Genomic DNA, 19,471 nt, shown 5'->3' with positions numbered 1-19,471 from the left:
CCGCGTCTGCGTGCGCGCCGGGCCCGGTGCGCGGGAGCACCGCGCAGGCGGGCAGGCCGCCGCAGAACGTGAAGCCCCTCCCACAGCCCCGCAGCACGTCAAGCCCCGCCCACAGCCCCGCAGCACGTCAAGTCCCATCCGCAGTCCCGCCGTACGCGGCCCATCCGCGCTGTGCCTCGTCCCCCAGGAGAAACCCGTGCCCGATCAGATATCCCCGGCCACCAGATCCACCGTCCCCCACGCCACGACCAAGAGCACCACGGCCGTACGCGCCCCTGCCCCGTCCCGGCGACGCACCGTCATCGGCACCGGCGTGGGCAACGCCCTGGAGTGGTACGACTGGAACATCTACGCGATCTTCACCCCGTTCTTCGCCTCGCAGTTCTTCCCCTCCGCCGACCCGACCTCGGCCCTGCTGAGCACTCTGGCGATCTTCGCCGTGGGCTTCCTGATGCGCCCCCTGGGCGGGCTCCTCTTCGGCCGGCTCAGCGACCGCAGGGGGCGGCGTGCGGCGATGGTCGCCTCCATCGCGCTGGCCGCCGCGGGAAGCCTGCTGATCGGGCTCGCGCCGACCTACGCCACGCTGGGCGTCGGCGCCTCCGTCCTCCTGGTGCTCGCGCGGCTCGTCCAGGGCCTGGCGCACGGCGGGGAGCTTCCCGCGGCGCAGACCTATGTGGCGGAGATGGCCCCCCGCGAACGGCGAGGCCTCTGGTCGAGCCTGATCTTTGCCTCCGGCACCTGCGGCATCATGGTCGCCACCGTGCTCGGGGCGGTCCTCGCCTCCTTCCTCAGCGAGAACCAACTGCACGCGTGGGGTTGGCGGGTGCCCTTCGTGATCGGTGGTCTGCTCGGTCTGTACGCACTCGTGATGCGGCTCCGGCTGGAGGAGACCGCAGCCTTCGAGAAGCAGGCCGACGCCTCGGGTCACGAGCCGCGTACCTCCCTGTGGGCCGGCTTCCGGGAGAACCGGTCGGCGTGCCTTCGCGTGCTCGGCCTCACCATGGGCGGAACGGTCGTCTACTACACCTGGGCCGTCTCCGCCCCCGCCCAGGCCATCTCCCTCAAGGGCATCGACGCCTCCTCCGCGCTGTGGGCGGGAGTCCTCGCCAACCTGGTCTTCCTCGTGGCGCTGCCCCTGTTCGGCGCCCTCTCCGACCGTGTCGGCCGTAAGCCCGTCCTGTACGGCTCCTACATCGGCGGAGCCGTCCTGGCCTTCCCCCTCAACTGGCTCATCCAGGACCAGGTGTGGCAGCTGGCCGTCTCGATGACGACGGCCATGCTCTTCATCTCCGCAGGCGTGGCGATCACTCCCGCGGTCTTCGCGGAGATGTTCCCCACCGGGCTGCGTACAACAGGCGTGGGCTTCCCCTACGCGATCGCCGTGGCCGTCTGCGGCGGCACCGCCCCGTATCTTCAGACGTGGCTGTCCAGCAACGGGAAGGGTGATCTCTTCCTCGGGTACACGGTGGCCCTGCTCATCCTCGCCCTGGCCGTGATCCGCCGGATGCCGGAGACGAAGAACACCGACCTGACGTGACCGCACCAGGGACGACTGCGTCCGCAGCCACCACCACCTGGCGAGACGATTCTGCGGAGTGCGGATCTGATCCGAGAAGTGCCCCTGGACGGGGCGACAGTGCCCGTACTCCCCCGGCAGCTGTACCCAGCGACAGCCAGTGCGAGCCTTGTGCAGCACCCCGCCTGGCGGGACGACAGGGCGGTCGCTCCGGGCGGTGGTTCCGGAGCGACCGCCAGGCGGGAGGCGTCAGTTGCCGCCGGTCGGCAGGCCGTGGCCGCCGCGTCCCGCGTACACGGCGTCGTAGACGGGCCGTTCGACCCCGTCCGCGTCCGAGAGGACGTTCTTCACCTGCCCGTCGACGACGAACGTGGTGGATCCGCCGCCGTCCAGGTTGAGCGCGTCGACGGCGCCGAGGTCCTCCATGATCTTCGCGAGGTCGTAGATCGGGACACCGCGGCGCAGGCCCTTGTCCCTGGCGGTGACGGTGACCAGGAGGGTGCGTCCGTAGCCGTCCGCGCCGATGGCGGTGCGCGGGTCGTTGGCGATGTTGTCGGCCGGTTCGGCAACGACCCTGCCGTGCCGCATCAGATCGTGGGTGCCGTTGACGACGTCGATCGACGGGTACGCGGGGTCGAGCGGCAGGTCGACGTCGTCGGTCGGGTCCGCGACGACGCCCAGGTCCGTGGCGCGCTGCGTGTACGTGAGCTTCGCGCCCACCATGGCGTGGTCCCTGAGCCACTGTGCGCCGCCTCCGGTCTGGGCGTCGTCACCGATGCCCTGGAGCACCTTGCCCCCCGGAGGGATGTCCATGCCGCCGCGCGGGGACTTCACCGCTGTGACACGGCCCGACGCGTCGACGGCGACCTCGACACCGTCGGCGTCGTCCGCCGCCACGAAGGGGGTGTGCCGGGGCTCCGGCGTCTTCTGGCCGTAGGCCGAGGTGAAGACGACGATCTCGCTGTAGTCCTGGTAGTAGGGACCGCTCTTGATGACATTGCCGTACTGGTCGAGCCGTTGGACGTCGCCGTTCGCATCGGTCGTGTACGGGAGGGACCTGTCGCCGGCCTCCTGCTGGCAGAACGGGATCCAGCCCGGGTACCGGTTGACGGCGTCGACCACGCGCGTGGCGTCGTCCGCGGTGTCCGCGGTGTTCCGGTCGGACGTGATTCCCAGCTCCGTCGTGATCTTGGTGAGGTGCGGCCGGCCGTGCTGGAGGACGACGGAGTTCTGCCCCTTCAGGCAGGCGGCGCCCTGCACGACGTCCTCCTGGACCGAGGTCACCATCGGGACCGACCGCTCCTCCGCGATGCTCTTGCCGGTCGTGTCGTCCTCGTCCTTGGTGGAGACGGAGTAGCCGCCGTTCACACCGACGTACGGCGCGTCCTTCGCGGTGGTGCCGACGGTGGCCAGCATCGCGGTGGTGGGCTCCTTCACGCTCACCCCGGCGCCCACCGTGCTGTCCAGGGATATCGCCCCCAGGTCCGGGTCGATGACCGCCACACGGACGACGATCTCGGAGGAGTCGCTGGAGTACGTGGTCCGCTCGATGCCGTCCGCCACCGTGAGGTGATGGGCCGTCAGGGTGTCCAGGACCGAATGGATGTCGTTGGTGGCGGGGTCGGCGACCGCCGCGCTCTGGGTCAGGGCCAGTGTCGCCAGGGCGACGGGAACGGCCGCGACGCGGAGCATGCGTGAGCGGTCGGCGGAGTTCGAGGTGGGGTTCATGGTCAGCACTTCCCTTCGGCGTCGGCGAGCTTGTGGGAGCTGACGGACGACTGGTACACGGCGGGCAGGGTCGTCTCCTCGCCGGGCGGGACGACGAACGCCCGGTACGCGACGCCGCCTTCCTGCCAGGTTCCGGAGTATCCGGGATCCCGGAAGAAGCAGGCGACCTTGTGCGACCGGTTCGCGACGGACACCAGCTTGTCGTCCCAGGTCACGCCGTAGTCCCTGTTGCCCAGGACGCCGTCCGGAAGGACCTCGGCCTGGCTCGCCACTCCTCCGGCACCGCGCCCGCTCGGGCCCTGGAAGATGCACACCCGGCCGGCATCGCAGCGCTCGAACCCGGTGCGGCAGAGCGACTTCGACGGGGCGAACTTGTGCGAGGCCACCGTCACCTTCGGCAGCCCGTCGGCACCCTTGGCCAGGTCGCCGCCGGCATGGCCGGGCAACACGGCCTGGATGTCGGTCCCGCCGTACGCCGGGTCGTCGTAGAGGCACGTCCAGGAGGTGGTGTTGTTCCGGAACGACAGGAAGGTCCGGTTCTTCAGGCTCTCGACCGTGCCGTAGTCGAGCACGGGCCCGTCCTGCGGCGCGAGCGAGACCATCTCGCCCTCGCCGCCGGCCTGCGTGTACAGGCAGAACGTCTTCGTCGGACAGTCGGTGTACGCCGCCTGCGCCGGTCCGGCCTGCACCCACACCAGGCAGGCGGCCAGGAGAACGGCGGCCAGCCCGGCGAGCGCCAGGCGGCCGAGTGAACTCTTGATCATGTGCATGGTCGTGAACTCTAAAGAACCCACACACGTCACGACACACCGGATCAGGCGAGTACGTTCACCGCGAGACCATGGCGAGCCGGTCCACCAACATCGACCCCTCGGTGTCGCCCCCTGCCAGGCCCAGGCCCGGCAGACCGTCGTACGTGACGCGCACGCAACTGACCGACGAGGAGCGGGAGTTCATCGGGCCGTACCTGCCGATCGGCAAGTTCGGCCCGTACCCCAAGGCGGTCGTCCATGAGAAAGCCGTCCAGTCGATCGCGCCTGGACGGCCCATCTCACCGTACGGGAGACGCAGATCTAGCAGACGGCAAGGTCCCGCGGTGGACCGAGCCGGACTCGGGGCCCTGACGAGAACGTGCTGGAGTACTCGGGTGCTCGGGGCGCCTCACGCGGCATGCGTGCCGACCGGCTCCGACCGGTTTCCCGGTGCGGAGCCGGACCGGTGTCACGTCGTCAGCGCCGCAGTGTCAGCAGACCCGGCCGGTAGGGCCACTGGCCGTAGTCGCCGCCGGAGTCGGGGGCACGTCCCTGGTAGAGGAACTGCAGGTTGCAGGGGTCGACGGTGAAGGTCTGATCGGCGCTGGTGCGGATCAGTTCGCCGTGGCTGATGTCGTTGGTCCAGGTGGCGCCGCTGTTCGCCTTGCCGGCGAAGGGGTTGCTCTCGGTCGCGGCCTGGGGTGTCCACGAGCCGTTCAGGCTGGTGGCCGTGAACGAGCGGAAGTAGCGCCCGTTCGCGCCCTTCGCCTCGACGATCATGAGGTACTGCTGCCGGCCCTGGACCTTGTAGACCTGGGGGGCCTCGAACAGGTTGGCCTCCGTGTCGCTCATGATCGTCGTGTACGACGAGCCGAAGCTGCCCGGGAAGTTCCCGATGGGCATGCTCGCCCGGTAGATCTTGCCGTTGTCACCGGCGAAGAACAGGTACATGTTCTGGTCGTCGGCGATCAGGGTCTGGTCGATCGGGCCGGTGGGGGAACCGGTGATGCTGCCGGTGAACAGCGGCTGCGGCGCGGACCAGCCGTTGGGGTTGGTGGGGTCGTTCGACGTGCGGTAGATGAAGGGCCACTGGCCCCACTGGTAGGCGAGCACCCAGATGTTCTTCGGCGCGAAGTAGAAGAGCGTGGGCGCGACGACGGAGTTCGACATGGTGTTCTGGCCGGCCGAGGCCATCTCCGACCACTGGGCGAACGGGGTGAAGTTCATCGAACCCCAGCCCGCTCCCGTTCCCGCGGCGCCGTGCGTCGTCGCGTAGACGAGGTGCTTGCCGTTGTACGGGGCGACGGTGAAGTCCTTGAGGGAGGCCCAGCCCGCCTTGGGCTGTGCCAGCGCGCCCGTCGACGACCAGCGGTACGTCGCCGGGAGGGCGCATGTGCCGGGGGTGCCGGCGCCGACCTTGACGAGCTGCCACTGCTGGTTGGTGCCGCCCCAGTCGTCGTACTGGACGATGTTCGCGCCGTCGGCCGTGGAACCGCCCTGTACTTCGAGGGCCTTGCCGCTGTGGCGCGCGATGAGCCGGATGTGGCCGTCGGCGCTGTCGGCGAGCCGCCACTGCTGGTTGGTGCCGTTCAGGTCGGTCCACTGGACGATCGCGCCGCCGTTGGCGGTGGAGCTGTTGTGGACCTCCAGCACCTTGCCGGAGTGGCGGGACTTGATGCGGTAGTAGCCGCCGCCGGAGTCGACGAACTGCCACTGCTGCTGGTTCTGGTCGTTCCTGGACCACTGGGTGATGCGGGCGCCGTCGTTGGTCGCCAGGTTGTAGACGTCGAGGGCCTTGCCGCTGTTGCGGTTGACCAGTACGTAGGAGGCGTTGGTGTCGACGGTCGCCGCGGCGGCGGGCGGGGCACTGAGGAGGGTGGCCCCGAGCAGCAAGGACGACAGGACCGCGAGTACGAGACTCAGGACCAGGGGTGGATGGCGAAACCGCATCAGAAGAGCTCCTTCAGGGGATGGAGGTGAGGTGACGGGTGGTCGGGGACGGTGTAGGTGTGAAGGCGGCCGCACATGCCGAAGGCCTGGTGCTCCGGGCGCTCAAGGCGTGACACCTCGCCGTGGCCGAGGTGCGAGAGGTCTCCGGCCTTCAGCCGTTCCAGCTGACGGCCGGTCGTGACGGCCGCGGCCATCGGGCCGTCACGCCAGCGGATCCGCCAGGCGTCCAGGAGCTCGCTCTTCAGGCGGAGGGCCGCGGTGTGGAACTCCGGGAGCCCGCCTTCGCGCAGGGCGAGGAACCCCTCCAGCGCCAGGTCGCGGCGGCGGCGCGCCGACGTGGAATGGTCGCCGGTCAGGGCGGCCGCCTTCCGGTAGGAGTGGGGGTCGGCGAGGACCGGGGCGGGGAAGGTGAAGACGGCGTCGCCCGCCTCGGGCAGTCCGCTGTTCTGCATGAGCACCACGAGGCGCAGACCACCGGCGTTGACGAGGCGGTGGATCGTGCCCGGGGTGAACCAGACGACGTCACCGGGGTGCAGCGGGGTGTCGGCGAAGCCGGTGCTGGTGAGGGTCTGGACGCTTCCCTCGCCGCCGATGACGACGTACGCCTCCGAGCAGACGAGGTGCATGTGGGGTGTGCCGCCGCACAGTCCGTCGGCGGCCTCCCAGTCGTACACGGTCAGCCCGGAAATCCCCACGCCGCCGGGGAACGGGGTCACCACGGGTGGTCCTCGACGTGGCGGGCCAGGCGCTCGGGCGTCCACGCTCCGTCGGCGACGACGATCCGGTAGCGGCGCGACAGGGTGTCGCCCGGGGCCAGCGGCAGTTCCTTGTCGAACGCCAGGGAGGGGTTGACGGCGGGGATGGGGTCGCTGCGGACGAACCACTGGCAGGGAGCTTCCGGATCGTCCAGGAACAGGAGCGTGGACGAACGGTCGATCTCGTCGTGCGTGCCGACGAAGGCGAGCCAGTCGCCCTGCTCCCCCATCGCGGGGCCGATCACGTCGCCGCCGGTGAAGTCGCGCGGGCCGCGCCAGAAGAGGCCGGAGTATCCGGCGAGCTCTCTGCCCTGTGTGCCCGGGCTGCCGAACCGCAGAGTGGTGTCGTGGACATTGGTCAGCGCGGTGGTGATCTCCAGGGTCCAGGAGTCGGGCTCGACGTCGCGTGCGGTCAGCGTGCGGCGCTCGTCGATCCAGTGCTCCCCCGCCATCGTGTGCCAGGCGAGGTCCTCGGTGATGACAGCGCGGTCGTGGTCCGTTCCGGCGGACACGGCGAGGCTGCGCATCGTGCCGAGGTTCGGCAGGTCGACGTATCCCTGGCCGCGCAGGTAGGTGCCGCCGCCCCAGAAGTTCTGCCCGGACACCCATGACGCCGTGAGCTGGATGCCCTTGTGCCAGCGGTGATCGTGCGGCCGGTAGCCGGTGACCACGTCGCCGGCGAGCGTGCGCACCGGATGCAGATACGGCTTCGGTGCCTCGAAGGGGTCCATGACCGGCCGGTGCACGTAGCGGAAGAGGTCGGTGCCGCGCGCTCGGACGATCAGCGAGTCCTCGTTCTCGACCAGTTCGAACGTCATCGGAACACCCCCGGCAGCCCTCCGTTGAGCGAGCCGTAGAACGGGTCGGCCGCGTCGATCTCCCCGCGCCGGACCGGCAGTCCGGTGATCGCGGCCTTGTACAGGGCGGTGACCAGTTCCATGGTGGATCTCCCGAGGTCGGGCCGGGCCCCCACTTCGTAGCCGTTCAGGAAGGCGTCGAGCTGGGCGGTGTGCGAGCTCGGCAGGTCGTCCGGCGGTTCCCAGGTGACGCCGGGCGACCCGGCGGTGACCGTCCAGTCCGCGTTGGAGTAGCCGTACAGATGGCGCAGCTCGACCGTGGCCTCGCTGAAGTCGAATCGCAGGTAGCTCTCCTCGCGCGGGGAGAGGACGCTGTTGACGACCGTCGCGATGGCTCCGTTCTCGAACCGGACCAGAGCCGTGGACACGTCCTCGGTCTGGACGTCGCGCTCCAGCCGGCCGGCCATCGCGCGCACCTCGGCCCAGTCGCCGAGCACCGCGAGCATCAGGTCCATCTGGTGGATGCCGTGGCCCAGCGTCGGGCCGCCGCCCTCGCTCTCCCAGGTGCCGCGCCAGGGCACGTCGTAGTACGCGTCGTCGCGGTACCACGCCGTGACGCACTGCGCGACCAGCGGGCGGCCAAGGGTTCCGGCCGCGATCCGGTCGCGCAGGTACCGGGCCCCGGAGCCGTACCGGTGCTGGAACACCGCGCCCGCGACGGCGGTCCCCTCGGCGGCACGGATCCGGTCGATCTCGGCGAGGGACAACGCCACCGGCTTCTCGCACCACACCCACGCCCCCGACTCCAGGCAGGCCACGGCCTGGTCGGCGTGGAGGAACGGCGGCGTGCACAGGTGGACGAGGTCCGGCCGCTGCTCGTCGAGCATCGCGAGCAGGTCGGTGTAGACCGCGGGGATGTTGTGCTCCGCCGCGAACGCCTCGGCGCGCGCGGCGTCCACGTCGACGGCTGCCACGATCTCGGCCCGGTGCGCCTGGGCCCGGAGGGCGGGGACGTGGCAGATGCCCGCGATCCCGCCGGTTCCGACGATGGCCGTCCTGATCATCCGCCCAGCACCTCCTTGATCGCGTGGTAGGCGGGCTTGGGCCGCAGGTTCTCGTCGTAGGGCAGCGCCGCGCCCTCGCCGGGGAAGACGGAGGGGATCCACGAGTACTTGTCCGTGTAGTCCCAGATGGTGATGCCGACGCACTTCTCGACCGCCAGGCAGGCCTTGGTGTAGTCGGCGTACCAGGTGGCCTGGGTGGCGAGCTGCTCCGGCGTCGCGGGGAGGTTCATCCGGATGTCGAGCTCGGTGACCGCGACCTCCACCCCGAGGTCGGCGAAGCGCTGCATGTTCTGCTGGACGTCGGCGGGGAAGCCGTACTGGAGTGCCAGGTGGCCCTGGATGCCGAAGCCCTCCACCGGGACGCCGTCGGCCTTCAGCTGCTTGATCAGGGTGTAGTAGGCGTCGCTCTTGGGGCCGATGCCGTCGACGTTGTAGTCGTTGAGGTACAGCTTGGCGTGGCGGTCGGCCTCGTGGGCCCAGCGCAGGGCGTCGGCGATGTAGCCGGGGCCGAGCGTCTTGTAGAAGAGCGACTCGCGGTAGGTGCCGTCCTCGTTGAAGGCCTCGTTGACGACGTCCCAGTGGATCACCTGGCCCTTGTAGTGCCGGACCACCTTCTGGATGTGGTTCTTGAGGATGGCGCGGAGCTCGTCGGCGGTCCAGGTGCCCTCGGTGAGCCAGGCGGGGAGCTGCTGGTGCCAGAGGAGCGTGTGGCCGCGGACCTTCATGTGGTGAGCCTTGGCGAAGGAGACGACCTCGTCGCCGGCGGTGAAGTCGAAGACACCGCGCTCGGGCTCGGTGGCGTACCACTTCATGGCGTTGCCGGGGGTGGTCTGGCCGAACTCGCTGCCGAGGAGCTTCAGGTAGGCGGCGTCGGTGAACTCGGGGTTGTCGGTGGCGGAGCCGAAGTACTTGTGGTGCTTCTTGGCCAGTTCGGCGAGCGTCCTGGGGCGGGGGTCGGCCGCCGCGGGCGCGGTGGCGAGCCCGGCGGCGAGGCAGGCCGCGGCGGTCAGGGTGGCGAGCATCCGGGATGCGGTGACGGTCCGGGAAGTGGACATGGCTGACTCCTCGTGCGGTAGGCGGTTCAGTCGAGGACGATCGTGGTGAGCGCGCGCGGGGCGAGCTCGGCCGTGAGGGTCGTGCCGTGGGTGGAGACGACGTCGGCCGGGGTGATCGAGCGGGTCTCGTCGGTGACGTAGGCGTCGGGGTGCCGGTCGTGGCCGCCGCGCAGGGTGAAGTCGGCGGAGCGTTCGGTGGTCGCGGTGTTGAGGATCTCGATCACGCGGCTGCCGTCGGTGTTCCGGAAGGCCGTGATCCGGAGGGCGGGGTCGGCGTTCGTGACCGGTACGCGGACGGCGCCGGGGCGGATGAAGCGGCTGAAGGCGGCCAGCGCCCAGTACCGCTTGGACACCCGGTAGGAGTCTCCGGGGTTGGCGAGCTGGATGAGTCCCCGGGTGGCGCCGAGGGACGCGCCGGTCCAGTAGACGTAGGCGTTGGCGTTGCCGGTGGTGAAGGTGTTCTGGATGTCGGCCGCGACGGTGAGCCCGTCGTAGCCGCTGCCGTCGTCCCAGTTCTCGTTCCAGGTGGTGCCGTCCGGCGACCATTCCGACATCCACACGTGCTTGTCGGTCGGCTGGGGGACGTCGGTCGGGCCGCTGTAGCGGTGACCTGTGATGGTCCGTACGGCCCTGTCGGCCGCGGGGTCCGCCTCGATGGCCTGGGTGTAGGCGACCTGGCGGTCCCAGCCGGCGGCGTCGCAGCAGACCAGCCGGGTCTTGAGTCCGGATGCGCGGACGGTGGGCCCGAGCACCTTGAGGAAGTCGACGGCCTGCTGCGGGGTGAACCGCATCGAGGCGTAGGTCGCCGTCCAGTCGGGTTCGTTGGTGAACCCGAGGTCGGTGATCCCGACGCCTTCCTGCCGGTAGAACTTGGCGTACTGGACGAGGTAGTTCGCGTACGCCTGACGCCATTCGGGCCGGAGCTCGCCGCCGTCGTTCTCGCTTCCGTTGGTCTTCATGAAGGCCGGGGCGCTCCACGCGTCGGCGAAGAACCGCTTGACGCCGTAGGCCTTGGCCTCCTTGGCGAGCCGGACCTGGCCGCCGTCCCAGCCGTCCCAGACGTAGTTCGGTGTGGCGTCCGGGCCGCCGGGGTCGGCCGGCAGGATCGTCGGCATGTGGTCGTAGACCCTGTCGGTCGACGACCCGATGCCCAGGCGCAGGATCGAAAGCCCCGCGCCCTTCTCCTTGCTGAACAGCAGGTCGAGCACTTCGCGCTGCTTGGCCGGGCCGAGGCCCCGCGCGCCGTACAGCAGGTCGGCGCGCTGGAAGGCCATCGAGAAGCCGAAGCCGTCGATGGGCTGGAGGTCGGTGCGGAAGTCGACGGCGGGGCGTGCGGGATCGGCCGCGGGTGGCGCGGAGTCGGCCGCGCGTGCCACGGGTGGGGCGGGGTCGGCCATCGCGTGCGTTGTTAGCGCTAACAAAATGACGGCCGTCAGCGTGGTCAGGCGTTTCACGAGGTCTCCTCGGGACGGAGGGGAAAGCGGGGCGGGTCAGCCCTTGGTGGCGCCCGCGGTGAGGCCGCCGATCAGCTGGCGTTCGGCGACGGCGTAGAAGGCCAGGGCGGGGACCATGGCGAGCACGATGTAGGCGAGGACGAGCGCGTAGTCGGTCGAGTACTGGCCCTGGAACTGCTGGACGCCGACCGGGATCGTCTGCCATTTCGGGTCGTTGAACACGAGCAGCGGCAGGAAGAAGTTGTTCCAGCTCGCGACGATCGCGAGGACCGAGACCGTACCGAGCGCCGGGCGCGCCATCGGCAGCAGGATCTTCCAGAAGAAGCGGAACTTGCCGCAGCCGTCCATGATGGCCGCCTCCTCGACCTCGGCCGGGATGGTCCGGAAGAAGCCGCGGAGAATGATGATCGTCATGGGGAGCCCGAAGGCGGCCTGCGGGAGGATCACTCCCAGCGGGTTGTCGAGCAGGTCGAAGGTGCGCAGCAGCAGGAACAGCGGCAGGACCGCCACCGCGAACGGGAACATCAGCCCGATCGTGAAGAGCATGTAGAACAGCTCGCGGCCCCGGAAGGCGTAGCGCGCGAGGACGAACGCCGCCATGGCGGAGGCCACCACCGTGCAGACCGTCGTGCCGATCGCGATGCCGGCGCTGTTGGCGATCTGCCGCCAGAACATTCCGTCGCCGAGGATGCCGGCGTAGTTGCCGATCTTCCAGTGCTCCGGAAGCCCGAACGGATTGGTCGTCAGTTCGCCCGTGCTCTTGAACCCGGAGATCACCGCGTAGATCAGCGGTACGACGACGAACGCGCCGATCAGCCAGACCACGGCGTGCAGCGACAGGCCGCGTGCGGCCCTGCGGGCGTTCATCGGCCACCTCCCGTGGTGACGGCCCCGCTCAGGTCACGGCGGAGCACGTACCGCTGGTAGAGGAGGGAGAAGACCAGGCTGATCATGAACAGCACGACGCTGATCGCGCTGGCGTAGCCGACCTGGTAGCGCTTGAACCCGAACTGGAACATCGAGATCGCCATCGTCTCGGAGGAGTGGTTGGGACCGCCCGTGGTCATGACCCAGACGAGGTCGAAGAGCTGGATGGCCCCGATGACCGAAAGGAAGACGCTGATCCGGATCGTCGGGCCGAGCAGCGGCAGCGTCACGTACCGGAAGCGCTGCCAGGCGCCGGCGCCGTCGATGGAGGCGGCGTCGAGGACCTCGCGCGGGATGCTTTGCAGCCCGGCGAGGAAGAGCATCATGTGGAAGCCGAAGTACTTCCAGGTCATGACCACGAACAGGGTCGGCATGACCGTCGAGGGGTCGGCGAGCCACTTGCCCTGGAGTCCCTCCAGGCCGAGGGCGCCGGCGAGATGGTCGGCCATGCCGTCGCCGGGGAGGAAGATCATGGTGAAGAGGACCGCCGTGACCACCTCGGAGAGGATGTACGGCGCGAAGAAGAGCATCCGGTAGACGGCCCGGCCGCGCAGCTTCTGGTTGAGCAGGACCGCGGTGAACAGCGCGAAGGGCAACTGCACCGTGACCGACAGGATGATCAGGTAGAGCCCGCGCCCCATGTCGCCGACGAAGACCTGGTCGGCGAAGAGCCTGACGTAGTTGTCGAGGCCGACGAAGTCCGCCATGGGGCCGACCCCGCCCCACTTGAAGAAGCTGGTGTGGACGGCGACGACGATCGGGGCGAGGACGAAGACGAGGAAGAGGAGCAGAGCCGGGACGAGGAACCAGGCGATCGACGCCCAACTGCCCAGTCCGCGCAGGAGCGACCGGGCCGGGGCGGGCGGGCGTACCGGTACGGCGTGCTCCGCCCGCTCGTCGGCCTGGGCCTCGGCCGGGCCCCTGCCCGGGTGCTCGCCCCGGCCCGCGGCCAGGCCTTCGCCCGGGTCCTTACCCAGGCCTTCGCCCGGGTCCTTGCCCAGGCCCTTGCCCGGGTCCTTGGTCGGGGTAGCCACGGACTCAGGCACCCTTCGCAGCCTCGGTGATCGACTGGGTGACCTGCTCGGGCGTCTTCTTGCCCGCGATGAGGTCGGCGACGCTGTCGTTGACCTCCTGGCCGACCGCCGGCGGATAGGCCTGGTCGAGGAAGAGCTGGAAGCCCGTCGCCTTGGCCAGGCTGCCGGCCACCACCTTCTTGTTGGCGTCGGTGAGCTGGCTCTCCGCGCCCTTGACCACCGGCAGGTAGCCGTTGGAGGCCAGCAGTTTGGACTCGTTCTCCAGGACGAAGAACTTCAGGAAGTCCAGTGCCTCCTTCGGGGCGCCCTTGCGCAGCGCGAAGCCTCCGCCGCCGCCGAACACGTCGCCGGCCTTGCCGACTCCGCCGTCGACGGTCGGGAAGGGGAAGAAGCCGAGGTCCGCTCCGAGGTCGGCGGCGGCGTCCTTCTGCACCGACGGCGCCCACTGCCCCATCAGCTCCATGGCGGCCTTGCCGTTGCCCATGGTCGCGGCCTGACCTCCCGGGGTGGCGTAGCCGGCGCCGAGGAAGGCCTCCTGGAACGGCTGGAGGTCGACCAGCTCCTTGAGGTGGACACCGGCCTGGACGAAGCCGGGGCCTGTGAAGTCCTTGCCGTCCGCGGCCTGTTGCAGGGCGGGGAGGCCGGCGACGCGCATCGCGAGGTAGGCCCAGTAGTAGTGGCCCGGCCACTTCTCCTTGCCCGCGAGGGCGATCGGGGTGACGCCGGCCGCCTTGAGCTTCCTGACGACGTCGAGGAACTCGGCCCAGGTGGCCGGCGGCGCGGTGACCCCGGCCTTGGCGAAGAGCTTCTTGTTGTACCAGAAGCCGACCATGCCGATGTCGTACGGGACTCCGTAGGTCCGGCCGCCGATCTGATACGCCTGCAGCGAGACCGGGGTGAGCTCGGACGACCAGCCGAGCGCGTCGGTGAGGTCCTCGACGAGACCCGCGTCGACCTGCTGCTGCAGCACGCCGCCACCCCAGGTCTGGAAGACGTCGGGGAGCTTGCCGGACGAAGTGGTGGCGGTCAGCTTGGACTTGAACGCCTCGTTCTCCAACGAGGTCGTCTTGATCGTGATGTTCGGGTGAGCGGACATGAACGCCGAGGCGATCTGCGGGAAGAGTGACTTGCCCGGCTCCGTCGTGGCGATGTTCCACCAGTCGAACGCCACCTTGCCGTCGGCCGTCCGCCCGCTGCCGGAACCGCCGCCACCGCAGGCCGCGGTCAGCGAGACGGACAGTGCGGTCAGGCCCGAGAGCGCAAGGAAGCTTCGTCGGCTCGGGGGGATGCTGGCCATGGGACCTCCGGGGGTGGGGAATGCCGATTCGAGCCCGAAAACTTTTCGTAAAACTCTCGAATTCTGTGACGCCACAAACTAGGAACGCGTGGCTCCCCGGTCAAGACTTCTCACCGAACTCTCGCGAAACAGCAGCGTGTTACAGGGTTGACAAGCTCGTCACACGGATCCGAAACTCTTCGAAACGTTTGCGGTATTGGTCGCCGACCGATGGCGTCCGCGCAGAGGAGAGAAGTTGAACGAGCAGCGTCCGACCCTGGCCGTCATCGCCGCGGAGGCAGGCGTCTCCCAGGCCACCGTGTCCAAGGTCATCAACGGCCGCTCCGATGTCGCGCCGTCGACGCGCGAGCGGATCGAGACCCTGCTGCGATCCCACAACTACCTTTCCCCGGGACGCCAGGCCAGGGCCCGCAGGTCGGGTCTTGTCGACCTGATCCTCGGCGGCCTGGACAGCGCCTGGGCGGTGGAGATCCTGCGCGGCGTCGAGGCCGAGTGCGCCCAGCGGAGCGTCGGCACCGTCGTGTCGCTCGTCCCGCCGGGCGAGGCCACACCGTCGAGCTGGGCCGCGCTGCCGGTCCTGCACCACAGCGACGGCGTCATCCTCGTCACCTCCTCGGTCACCCAGGCCCAACGCGCCCAGGTCGAACGGGCCGGAGTGGCGCTGGTCGTCATCGACCCGATCGACCTGCCGGACAACGGCGTCCCGAGCATCGGCGCGACCAACTGGGCCGGCGGCCTCGCCGCCACCGAGCACCTGCTGGAGCTGGGGCACCGCCGGATCGCCGCGATCGGCGGGCGCAAGGAGATGCTCTGCAGCCAGGCCCGCATCGACGGGTACCGGGCAGCGCTTGAGCGCGCCGGGGTCGAGGTCGACCGCGACCTGATCCGGTTCGGCGACTTCCAGCACGAGGGCGGGTTCCGGCGCGCCCAGGAACTGCTCGCCCTCCCCGAGCCGCCGACGGCCGTCTTCGCCGGCAGCGACCAGCAGGCGATGGGCGTCTACGAAGCCGCGCGGCAGGCCGGGTTGAGCGTCCCTGAGGACCTCAGCGTGGTCGGCTTCGACGACCTGCCGATGTGCGACTGGCTGTCGCCGCCGCTGACGACGGTCCGTCAGCCGCTGGAGGAGATGGGCCGACTCGCCGCCCGCACCCTGTTCCAGCTCCTGGAGGACCAGCCCCTGGTCAGCCACCGGATGGAGCTCGCGACCGAGCTCAAGGTCCGGCTCTCCACCGCCCCGCCCCGTTCCTAGGAGAACCCCTTGACCGAGCCCTGGCGTGACCCCCTCCTGCCCGCGCCCGAGCGCGTCGCCGATCTGCTGAAACGGATGACGGTGGAGGAGAAGGCGGGGCAGCTCGCCGGCTTCTGGGCACTGCCCTCGAACCCGGGAGCGCCCGTCGCGCCGATGGAGGACGATTCCGGCGAGTCCGCTCCCGGCTTCGACGACGTCATCGCCCACGGCCTCGGCCAGCTCACCCGGGTGTACGGCACCGGTCCGATCACCGCCGAAGCCGGGATGGAGCGGCTCGCCGCGCTCCAGCGGCAGGTCATGGGAGCCGGCCGGTTCGGGATCCCGGCCGTCGCTCACGAGGAGTGCCTGACCGGGTTCATGACGTTCGGGGCGACGGTCTTCCCCGGGCCGCTCGCCTGGGGTGCGTCCTTCGACCCGGAACTCGTACGCCGGATGGCCGCCACCATCGGCGCGGGCATGAGGCGGGTCGGCATCCACCAGGGACTGGCTCCGGTGCTCGACGTGGTCCGGGACTACCGGTGGGGCAGGACCGAGGAGTGCGTCGGCGAGGATCCCTACCTCGTCGGCGCTATCGGCACCGCCTATGTGCAGGGCCTGGAAGGCGCCGGGATCGTGTCGACGCTCAAGCACTTCGCCGGGTACTCGGCCTCGCGCGGCGGCCGGAACATGGCCCCCGTCCCCTCGGGGCCGCGCGAGTTCGCCGACGTGCTGGTCGAGCCGTTCGTACGGGCGCTGCGCGAGGGCGGCGCCCGGTCGGTGATGAACAGCTACACCGACGTGGACGGTGTCCCGGTGGCCGCCGACGAGCGGCTGCTGACCGAACTGCTCCGCGGCGAGCTCGGTTTCGGCGGTGTGGTCGTCGCCGACTACTACGCCGTCTCCTTCCTGGAGACGCGGCACGGCGTCGCCGGCTCGCGCGGTGGGGCCGGCGCGCTGGCGCTCACCGCGGGGATCGACGTCGAACTGCCCACGGCCCGCTGCTACGGCGAGCCGCTGACCGCACTCGTACGGTCAGGGGCCGTACCGGAAGAGCTGATCGACCGGGCCGCGGAACGGGTGCTGCTGCAGAAGGCCGAACTCGGCCTGCTCGACCCGGACTGGGAGCCCGTCAAGCCCGAGCCGGTCGACCTGGACCCGCCGGAGAACCGGGAGTTGGCCAGGCTCCTGGCCGAGCGGTCCACCGTGCTGCTCGCCAACGACGGCATCCTGCCGCTGCGGCCGTGCCGGGTCGCGATCACCGGGCCGTACGCCGACGACCCCCACTCCTTCCTCGGCTGCTACTCCTTCCCCAACCACGTCGCCCTGCCCGGCGACCCCGGGGTGGAAGTACCGACGCTCGGCGAGGCGCTGACCACCGCCGGGTTCACGGTCACCACGGACGAGCCGGACGTGAACGTGCTGATCCTCGGGGACCGGGCGGGCATGTTCGGCCGGGGCACCTCCGGAGAGGGCTGCGACGCCGAGACCCTCGACCTGCCCGGCGACCAGTCCGCGCTGGCCTCCACCGTCCTGGACTCCGGGGTGCCGACCGTCCTTGTCCTCGTCTCCGGACGGCCGTACGCGCTCGGCGCACTGGCGGAGCGCGCGGCCGCCGTGGTGCAGGCCTTCTTCCCCGGCGAGGAGGGCGGGACGGCGCTCGCCCGGATCATCAGCGGCGCCGCGGAACCGTCCGGGCGGCTGCCCGTCTCCATCCCCCGCCATCCCGGCGGCCAGCCCGGCACCTACCTGCACTCCCGGCTCGGTGGGCGCACCGACTGGAGCTCGGTGGACCCTACCCCGCTGTTCCCCTTCGGACACGGGCTGAGCTGGACCAGCTTCACCTGCTCGGAACTCTCGGTGGACCCCGTCGCCGCGACGGACGGGGCCGTCTCCGTCTCGGTCACGGTACGGAACGCCGGCGAGGTCGCCGGGACGGAGGTGGTGCAGCTGTACCTCTCCGATCCCGAGGCGTCCGTGGTCCGGCCGGAGCGGTGGCTCGCCGGGTTCGGCAGGGTCGAGCTCGAGCCGGGCGAGGCCGCCCGGATCACCTTCTCCGTCCATGCCGACCGGACCTCCTTCACCGGGATCGACCTGCGCAGGCGGGTGGAGCCCGGCGAGATCGGCGTGGCCGTCGGACGGTCCAGCGGCGACCTTCCGCTCCGTGGCTCCTTCACTCTGAGCGGCCCCGTACGTCATCCGGGGGCCGACCGGGTGCTGTCCGTGCCGGTCGAGATCGTCCCCCTGCCGTGACCGGGTGGTTCGGCGATCCCGTACTCCCGGGATTCCGGCCCGACCCGTCCGTCTGCCGTGTGGGGGCGGACTACTACCTGGTGACGTCCAGCTTCGAATGGTTCCCCGGCCTTCCTGTGTTCCACAGCCGCGATCTGGTGAACTGGCGGCGCCTCGGCTCCGCGCTCGACCGGGTGTCCCAGCTCGACCTCGACGGGTGCGGGCCCTCGCGGGGGCTGTTCGCGCCGACGATCCGGCACCATGACGGCGTCTTCCATCTCGTCTGCACGCTGATGGACGGCCCCGGCCATTTCGTCGTCACGGCGACGGATCCGGCGGGGCCGTGGTCGGAGCCGTACTGGCTGGACGGCGAGGGTTTCGATCCGTCGCTGTTCTTCGACGACGGGCCGGACGGCGACGGCCGGGCCTGGTTCACCGCCGCACGGGTACGGGACGAGGCCGCCGGCCGCACCGAGATCTGGATGCGCGAGTACCTGCCCGGCGAACGCCGGCTCACCGGGCCGGAGTACGTCCTGTGGTCGGGGAGCCATCCGGGGGCCCGCTGGCCGGAAGCCCCGCACCTCTACCGCATCGACGGCACCTATCTGCTGCTCACCGCCGAGGGCGGCACCGATGTGGACCACAGTGTGGTGGCCGCGCGCGCCGACCGCGTGACCGGCCCCTACCGCGGCGTCCCCGGCAATCCGGTGCTCGCGCCCTCCAGGGGTCCGGTCACCTGCACCGGGCACGCCGACCTCGTCCGGACCCCGGACGGGGACTGGCGGGCCGTCCTCCTGGGCGTCCGGCCGGGCTCCGCCATCGGTCGCGAGACGTTCCTCGCCCACATCGCCTGGGACGTCGGCCGGCCGGTCTTCACTCCCGTCGCTCACACCGGTCGTGGCAGCCCCCTGTGCGACGACTTCGCCGGCCTCTCCGCAGACTGGAGTACCCTGCGCACGCCCCGCGAGCGGTTCTGGACCACCGGCGACGGGCTCCGTCTCCGGCTCCGCCCCGAACGCCTCGGCGAGCGCACCGCGCCGTCCCTGGTGGCCCGCCCCCAGGAGCAGCCCGACTGCGACGTCTCCACCGAGCTGCGCTTCACCCCTGCGGCCCCCGGCGAGGAGGCGGGCCTCGCCGTGGTCCTCGACGACGATGCCCACCTCCTCTTCCTGCGCACCCCGGAAGGGCTCAGCCTCCGGCGCGGGACCGAGGTCCTGGCCGGCGTACCCGTCCCTGCGGGCCCCGTCCGCCTCGGAATCCGTATCCGCGGCTTCGGCCACACATTCGTCTTCGCGGCACCTGAGGGCGCCTGGCAGGAACTGGCCACCGTCGAAGCGACGTTTCTCGCCCCGCTGTTCACCAGCGTGCATATCGGCCTCTACGCGACATCCAACGGTGACCCATCGGCCAACGAGGCCCATTTCACGGGGTTCGCCCTCGCCTATCCGAATGCGTCCGCGCCGGGCCGGACTTCCTGACCCTGCACCTCGACGCTCGACGATCTCCGCAGATCAACGACGGTCCGCGTCGAAAGAATTTCGACGCGATCGGGCCTTCGAAAGCGATTCGAAACTCTTGACATGTTTCTGTCGAGTTTCCACACTGATTCCCGAGGCGGCGTCTTCCGGTTTCGGTAGCCCTGATGGTGCGAGCGCGTTTTGTCAATCGACAAAGACGTCACCGAC

The 19,471-nt window shown here is 70.1% G+C and carries 16 protein-coding genes; 4 read left to right on the top strand and 12 right to left on the bottom strand.

The features are described 5' to 3' along the window. The first annotated feature begins 196 nt into the window (after nucleotides 1-196). Nucleotides 197-1,537, top strand: coding sequence for an MFS transporter (locus tag ACIRB7_RS29735; protein WP_403604602.1), 1,341 nt, complete (start codon nucleotides 197-199; stop codon nucleotides 1,535-1,537). Nucleotides 1,538-1,765: 228 nt separating this feature from the next. Here the strand turns inward: ACIRB7_RS29735 and ACIRB7_RS29730 are convergent, their stop codons facing one another. From ACIRB7_RS29730 to ACIRB7_RS29675, 12 genes are all read right to left on the bottom strand, one after another. Further along, nucleotides 1,766-3,244, bottom strand: coding sequence for a phosphodiester glycosidase family protein (locus ACIRB7_RS29730; RefSeq protein ID WP_403604600.1), 1,479 nt, complete (start codon nucleotides 3,242-3,244; stop codon nucleotides 1,766-1,768). A 2-nt stretch (nucleotides 3,245-3,246) separates the two neighbouring features. After that, on the bottom strand, nucleotides 3,247-4,014 hold the full coding sequence (locus ACIRB7_RS29725) for a peptidase inhibitor family I36 protein (protein WP_403604597.1): 768 nt from the start codon (nucleotides 4,012-4,014) through the stop codon (nucleotides 3,247-3,249). Nucleotides 4,015-4,072: 58 nt separating this feature from the next. Beyond that, entirely contained in the window at nucleotides 4,073-4,201 is a 129-nt protein-coding gene (locus tag ACIRB7_RS29720; protein WP_403604594.1) for a hypothetical protein, read from the bottom strand. Between the two features lie 272 nt (nucleotides 4,202-4,473). Beyond that, nucleotides 4,474-5,946, bottom strand: a complete 1,473-nt coding sequence (locus ACIRB7_RS29715) for a non-reducing end alpha-L-arabinofuranosidase family hydrolase (RefSeq protein WP_403604591.1) — start codon at nucleotides 5,944-5,946, stop codon at nucleotides 4,474-4,476. Next, on the bottom strand, nucleotides 5,946-6,662 hold the full coding sequence (locus ACIRB7_RS29710) for a cupin domain-containing protein (RefSeq protein WP_403605048.1): 717 nt from the start codon (nucleotides 6,660-6,662) through the stop codon (nucleotides 5,946-5,948). The genes ACIRB7_RS29715 and ACIRB7_RS29710 overlap by 1 nt, the downstream gene beginning before the upstream one ends. Beyond that, nucleotides 6,659-7,519: a PmoA family protein gene (locus ACIRB7_RS29705; protein ID WP_403604588.1), complete on the bottom strand. Its 861-nt coding sequence runs from the start codon at nucleotides 7,517-7,519 to the stop codon at nucleotides 6,659-6,661. Before ACIRB7_RS29705 ends, ACIRB7_RS29710 begins: the two co-directional genes overlap by 4 nt. Next, complete coding sequence (locus ACIRB7_RS29700) at nucleotides 7,516-8,562, bottom strand: Gfo/Idh/MocA family protein (RefSeq protein ID WP_403604585.1); 1,047 nt, start codon at nucleotides 8,560-8,562, stop codon at nucleotides 7,516-7,518. Before ACIRB7_RS29700 ends, ACIRB7_RS29705 begins: the two co-directional genes overlap by 4 nt. After that, nucleotides 8,559-9,617, bottom strand: a complete 1,059-nt coding sequence (locus tag ACIRB7_RS29695) for an endo-1,4-beta-xylanase (protein ID WP_403604582.1) — start codon at nucleotides 9,615-9,617, stop codon at nucleotides 8,559-8,561. Before ACIRB7_RS29695 ends, ACIRB7_RS29700 begins: the two co-directional genes overlap by 4 nt. Nucleotides 9,618-9,643: 26 nt before the next feature. Beyond that, nucleotides 9,644-11,014 (bottom strand): glycoside hydrolase, encoded by a 1,371-nt coding sequence (locus ACIRB7_RS29690; RefSeq protein WP_403604579.1) that lies wholly within the window; start codon nucleotides 11,012-11,014, stop codon nucleotides 9,644-9,646. Between the two features lie 93 nt (nucleotides 11,015-11,107). Further along, the gene (locus ACIRB7_RS29685) at nucleotides 11,108-11,938 is read right to left on the bottom strand and encodes a carbohydrate ABC transporter permease (protein WP_403604576.1); all 831 of its coding nucleotides are present in this window, start codon (nucleotides 11,936-11,938) and stop codon (nucleotides 11,108-11,110) included. Beyond that, the gene (locus ACIRB7_RS29680) at nucleotides 11,935-12,840 is read right to left on the bottom strand and encodes a carbohydrate ABC transporter permease (protein ID WP_403605046.1); all 906 of its coding nucleotides are present in this window, start codon (nucleotides 12,838-12,840) and stop codon (nucleotides 11,935-11,937) included. Before ACIRB7_RS29680 ends, ACIRB7_RS29685 begins: the two co-directional genes overlap by 4 nt. A 196-nt stretch (nucleotides 12,841-13,036) precedes the next feature. Continuing rightward, nucleotides 13,037-14,329 (bottom strand): extracellular solute-binding protein, encoded by a 1,293-nt coding sequence (locus ACIRB7_RS29675; protein WP_403604573.1) that lies wholly within the window; start codon nucleotides 14,327-14,329, stop codon nucleotides 13,037-13,039. A 235-nt stretch (nucleotides 14,330-14,564) separates the two neighbouring features. Between ACIRB7_RS29675 and ACIRB7_RS29670 the strand changes: the two genes are divergently transcribed. The 3 genes from ACIRB7_RS29670 to ACIRB7_RS29660 are packed head-to-tail and all read left to right on the top strand — an operon-like array spanning nucleotide 14,565 to nucleotide 19,264. Further along, nucleotides 14,565-15,578 carry a LacI family DNA-binding transcriptional regulator gene (locus ACIRB7_RS29670; RefSeq protein WP_403604570.1) on the top strand — a complete coding sequence of 338 codons (1,014 nt, stop codon included), beginning with the start codon at nucleotides 14,565-14,567 and terminating at the stop codon, nucleotides 15,576-15,578. 9 nt (nucleotides 15,579-15,587) lie between these two features. Next, nucleotides 15,588-17,807: a glycoside hydrolase family 3 N-terminal domain-containing protein gene (locus tag ACIRB7_RS29665; RefSeq protein ID WP_403604567.1), complete on the top strand. Its 2,220-nt coding sequence runs from the start codon at nucleotides 15,588-15,590 to the stop codon at nucleotides 17,805-17,807. Next, the gene (locus ACIRB7_RS29660; protein ID WP_403604564.1) at nucleotides 17,804-19,264 is read left to right on the top strand and encodes a glycoside hydrolase family 43 protein; all 1,461 of its coding nucleotides are present in this window, start codon (nucleotides 17,804-17,806) and stop codon (nucleotides 19,262-19,264) included. Before ACIRB7_RS29665 ends, ACIRB7_RS29660 begins: the two co-directional genes overlap by 4 nt. Nucleotides 19,265-19,471 lie beyond the last annotated feature (207 nt).

The organism is Streptomyces sp. NPDC093795 (genome assembly GCF_044764665.1).
Taxonomy (GTDB): domain Bacteria; phylum Actinomycetota; class Actinomycetes; order Streptomycetales; family Streptomycetaceae; genus Streptomyces.
This window is presented reverse-complemented; position numbering and strand designations above follow the sequence as displayed.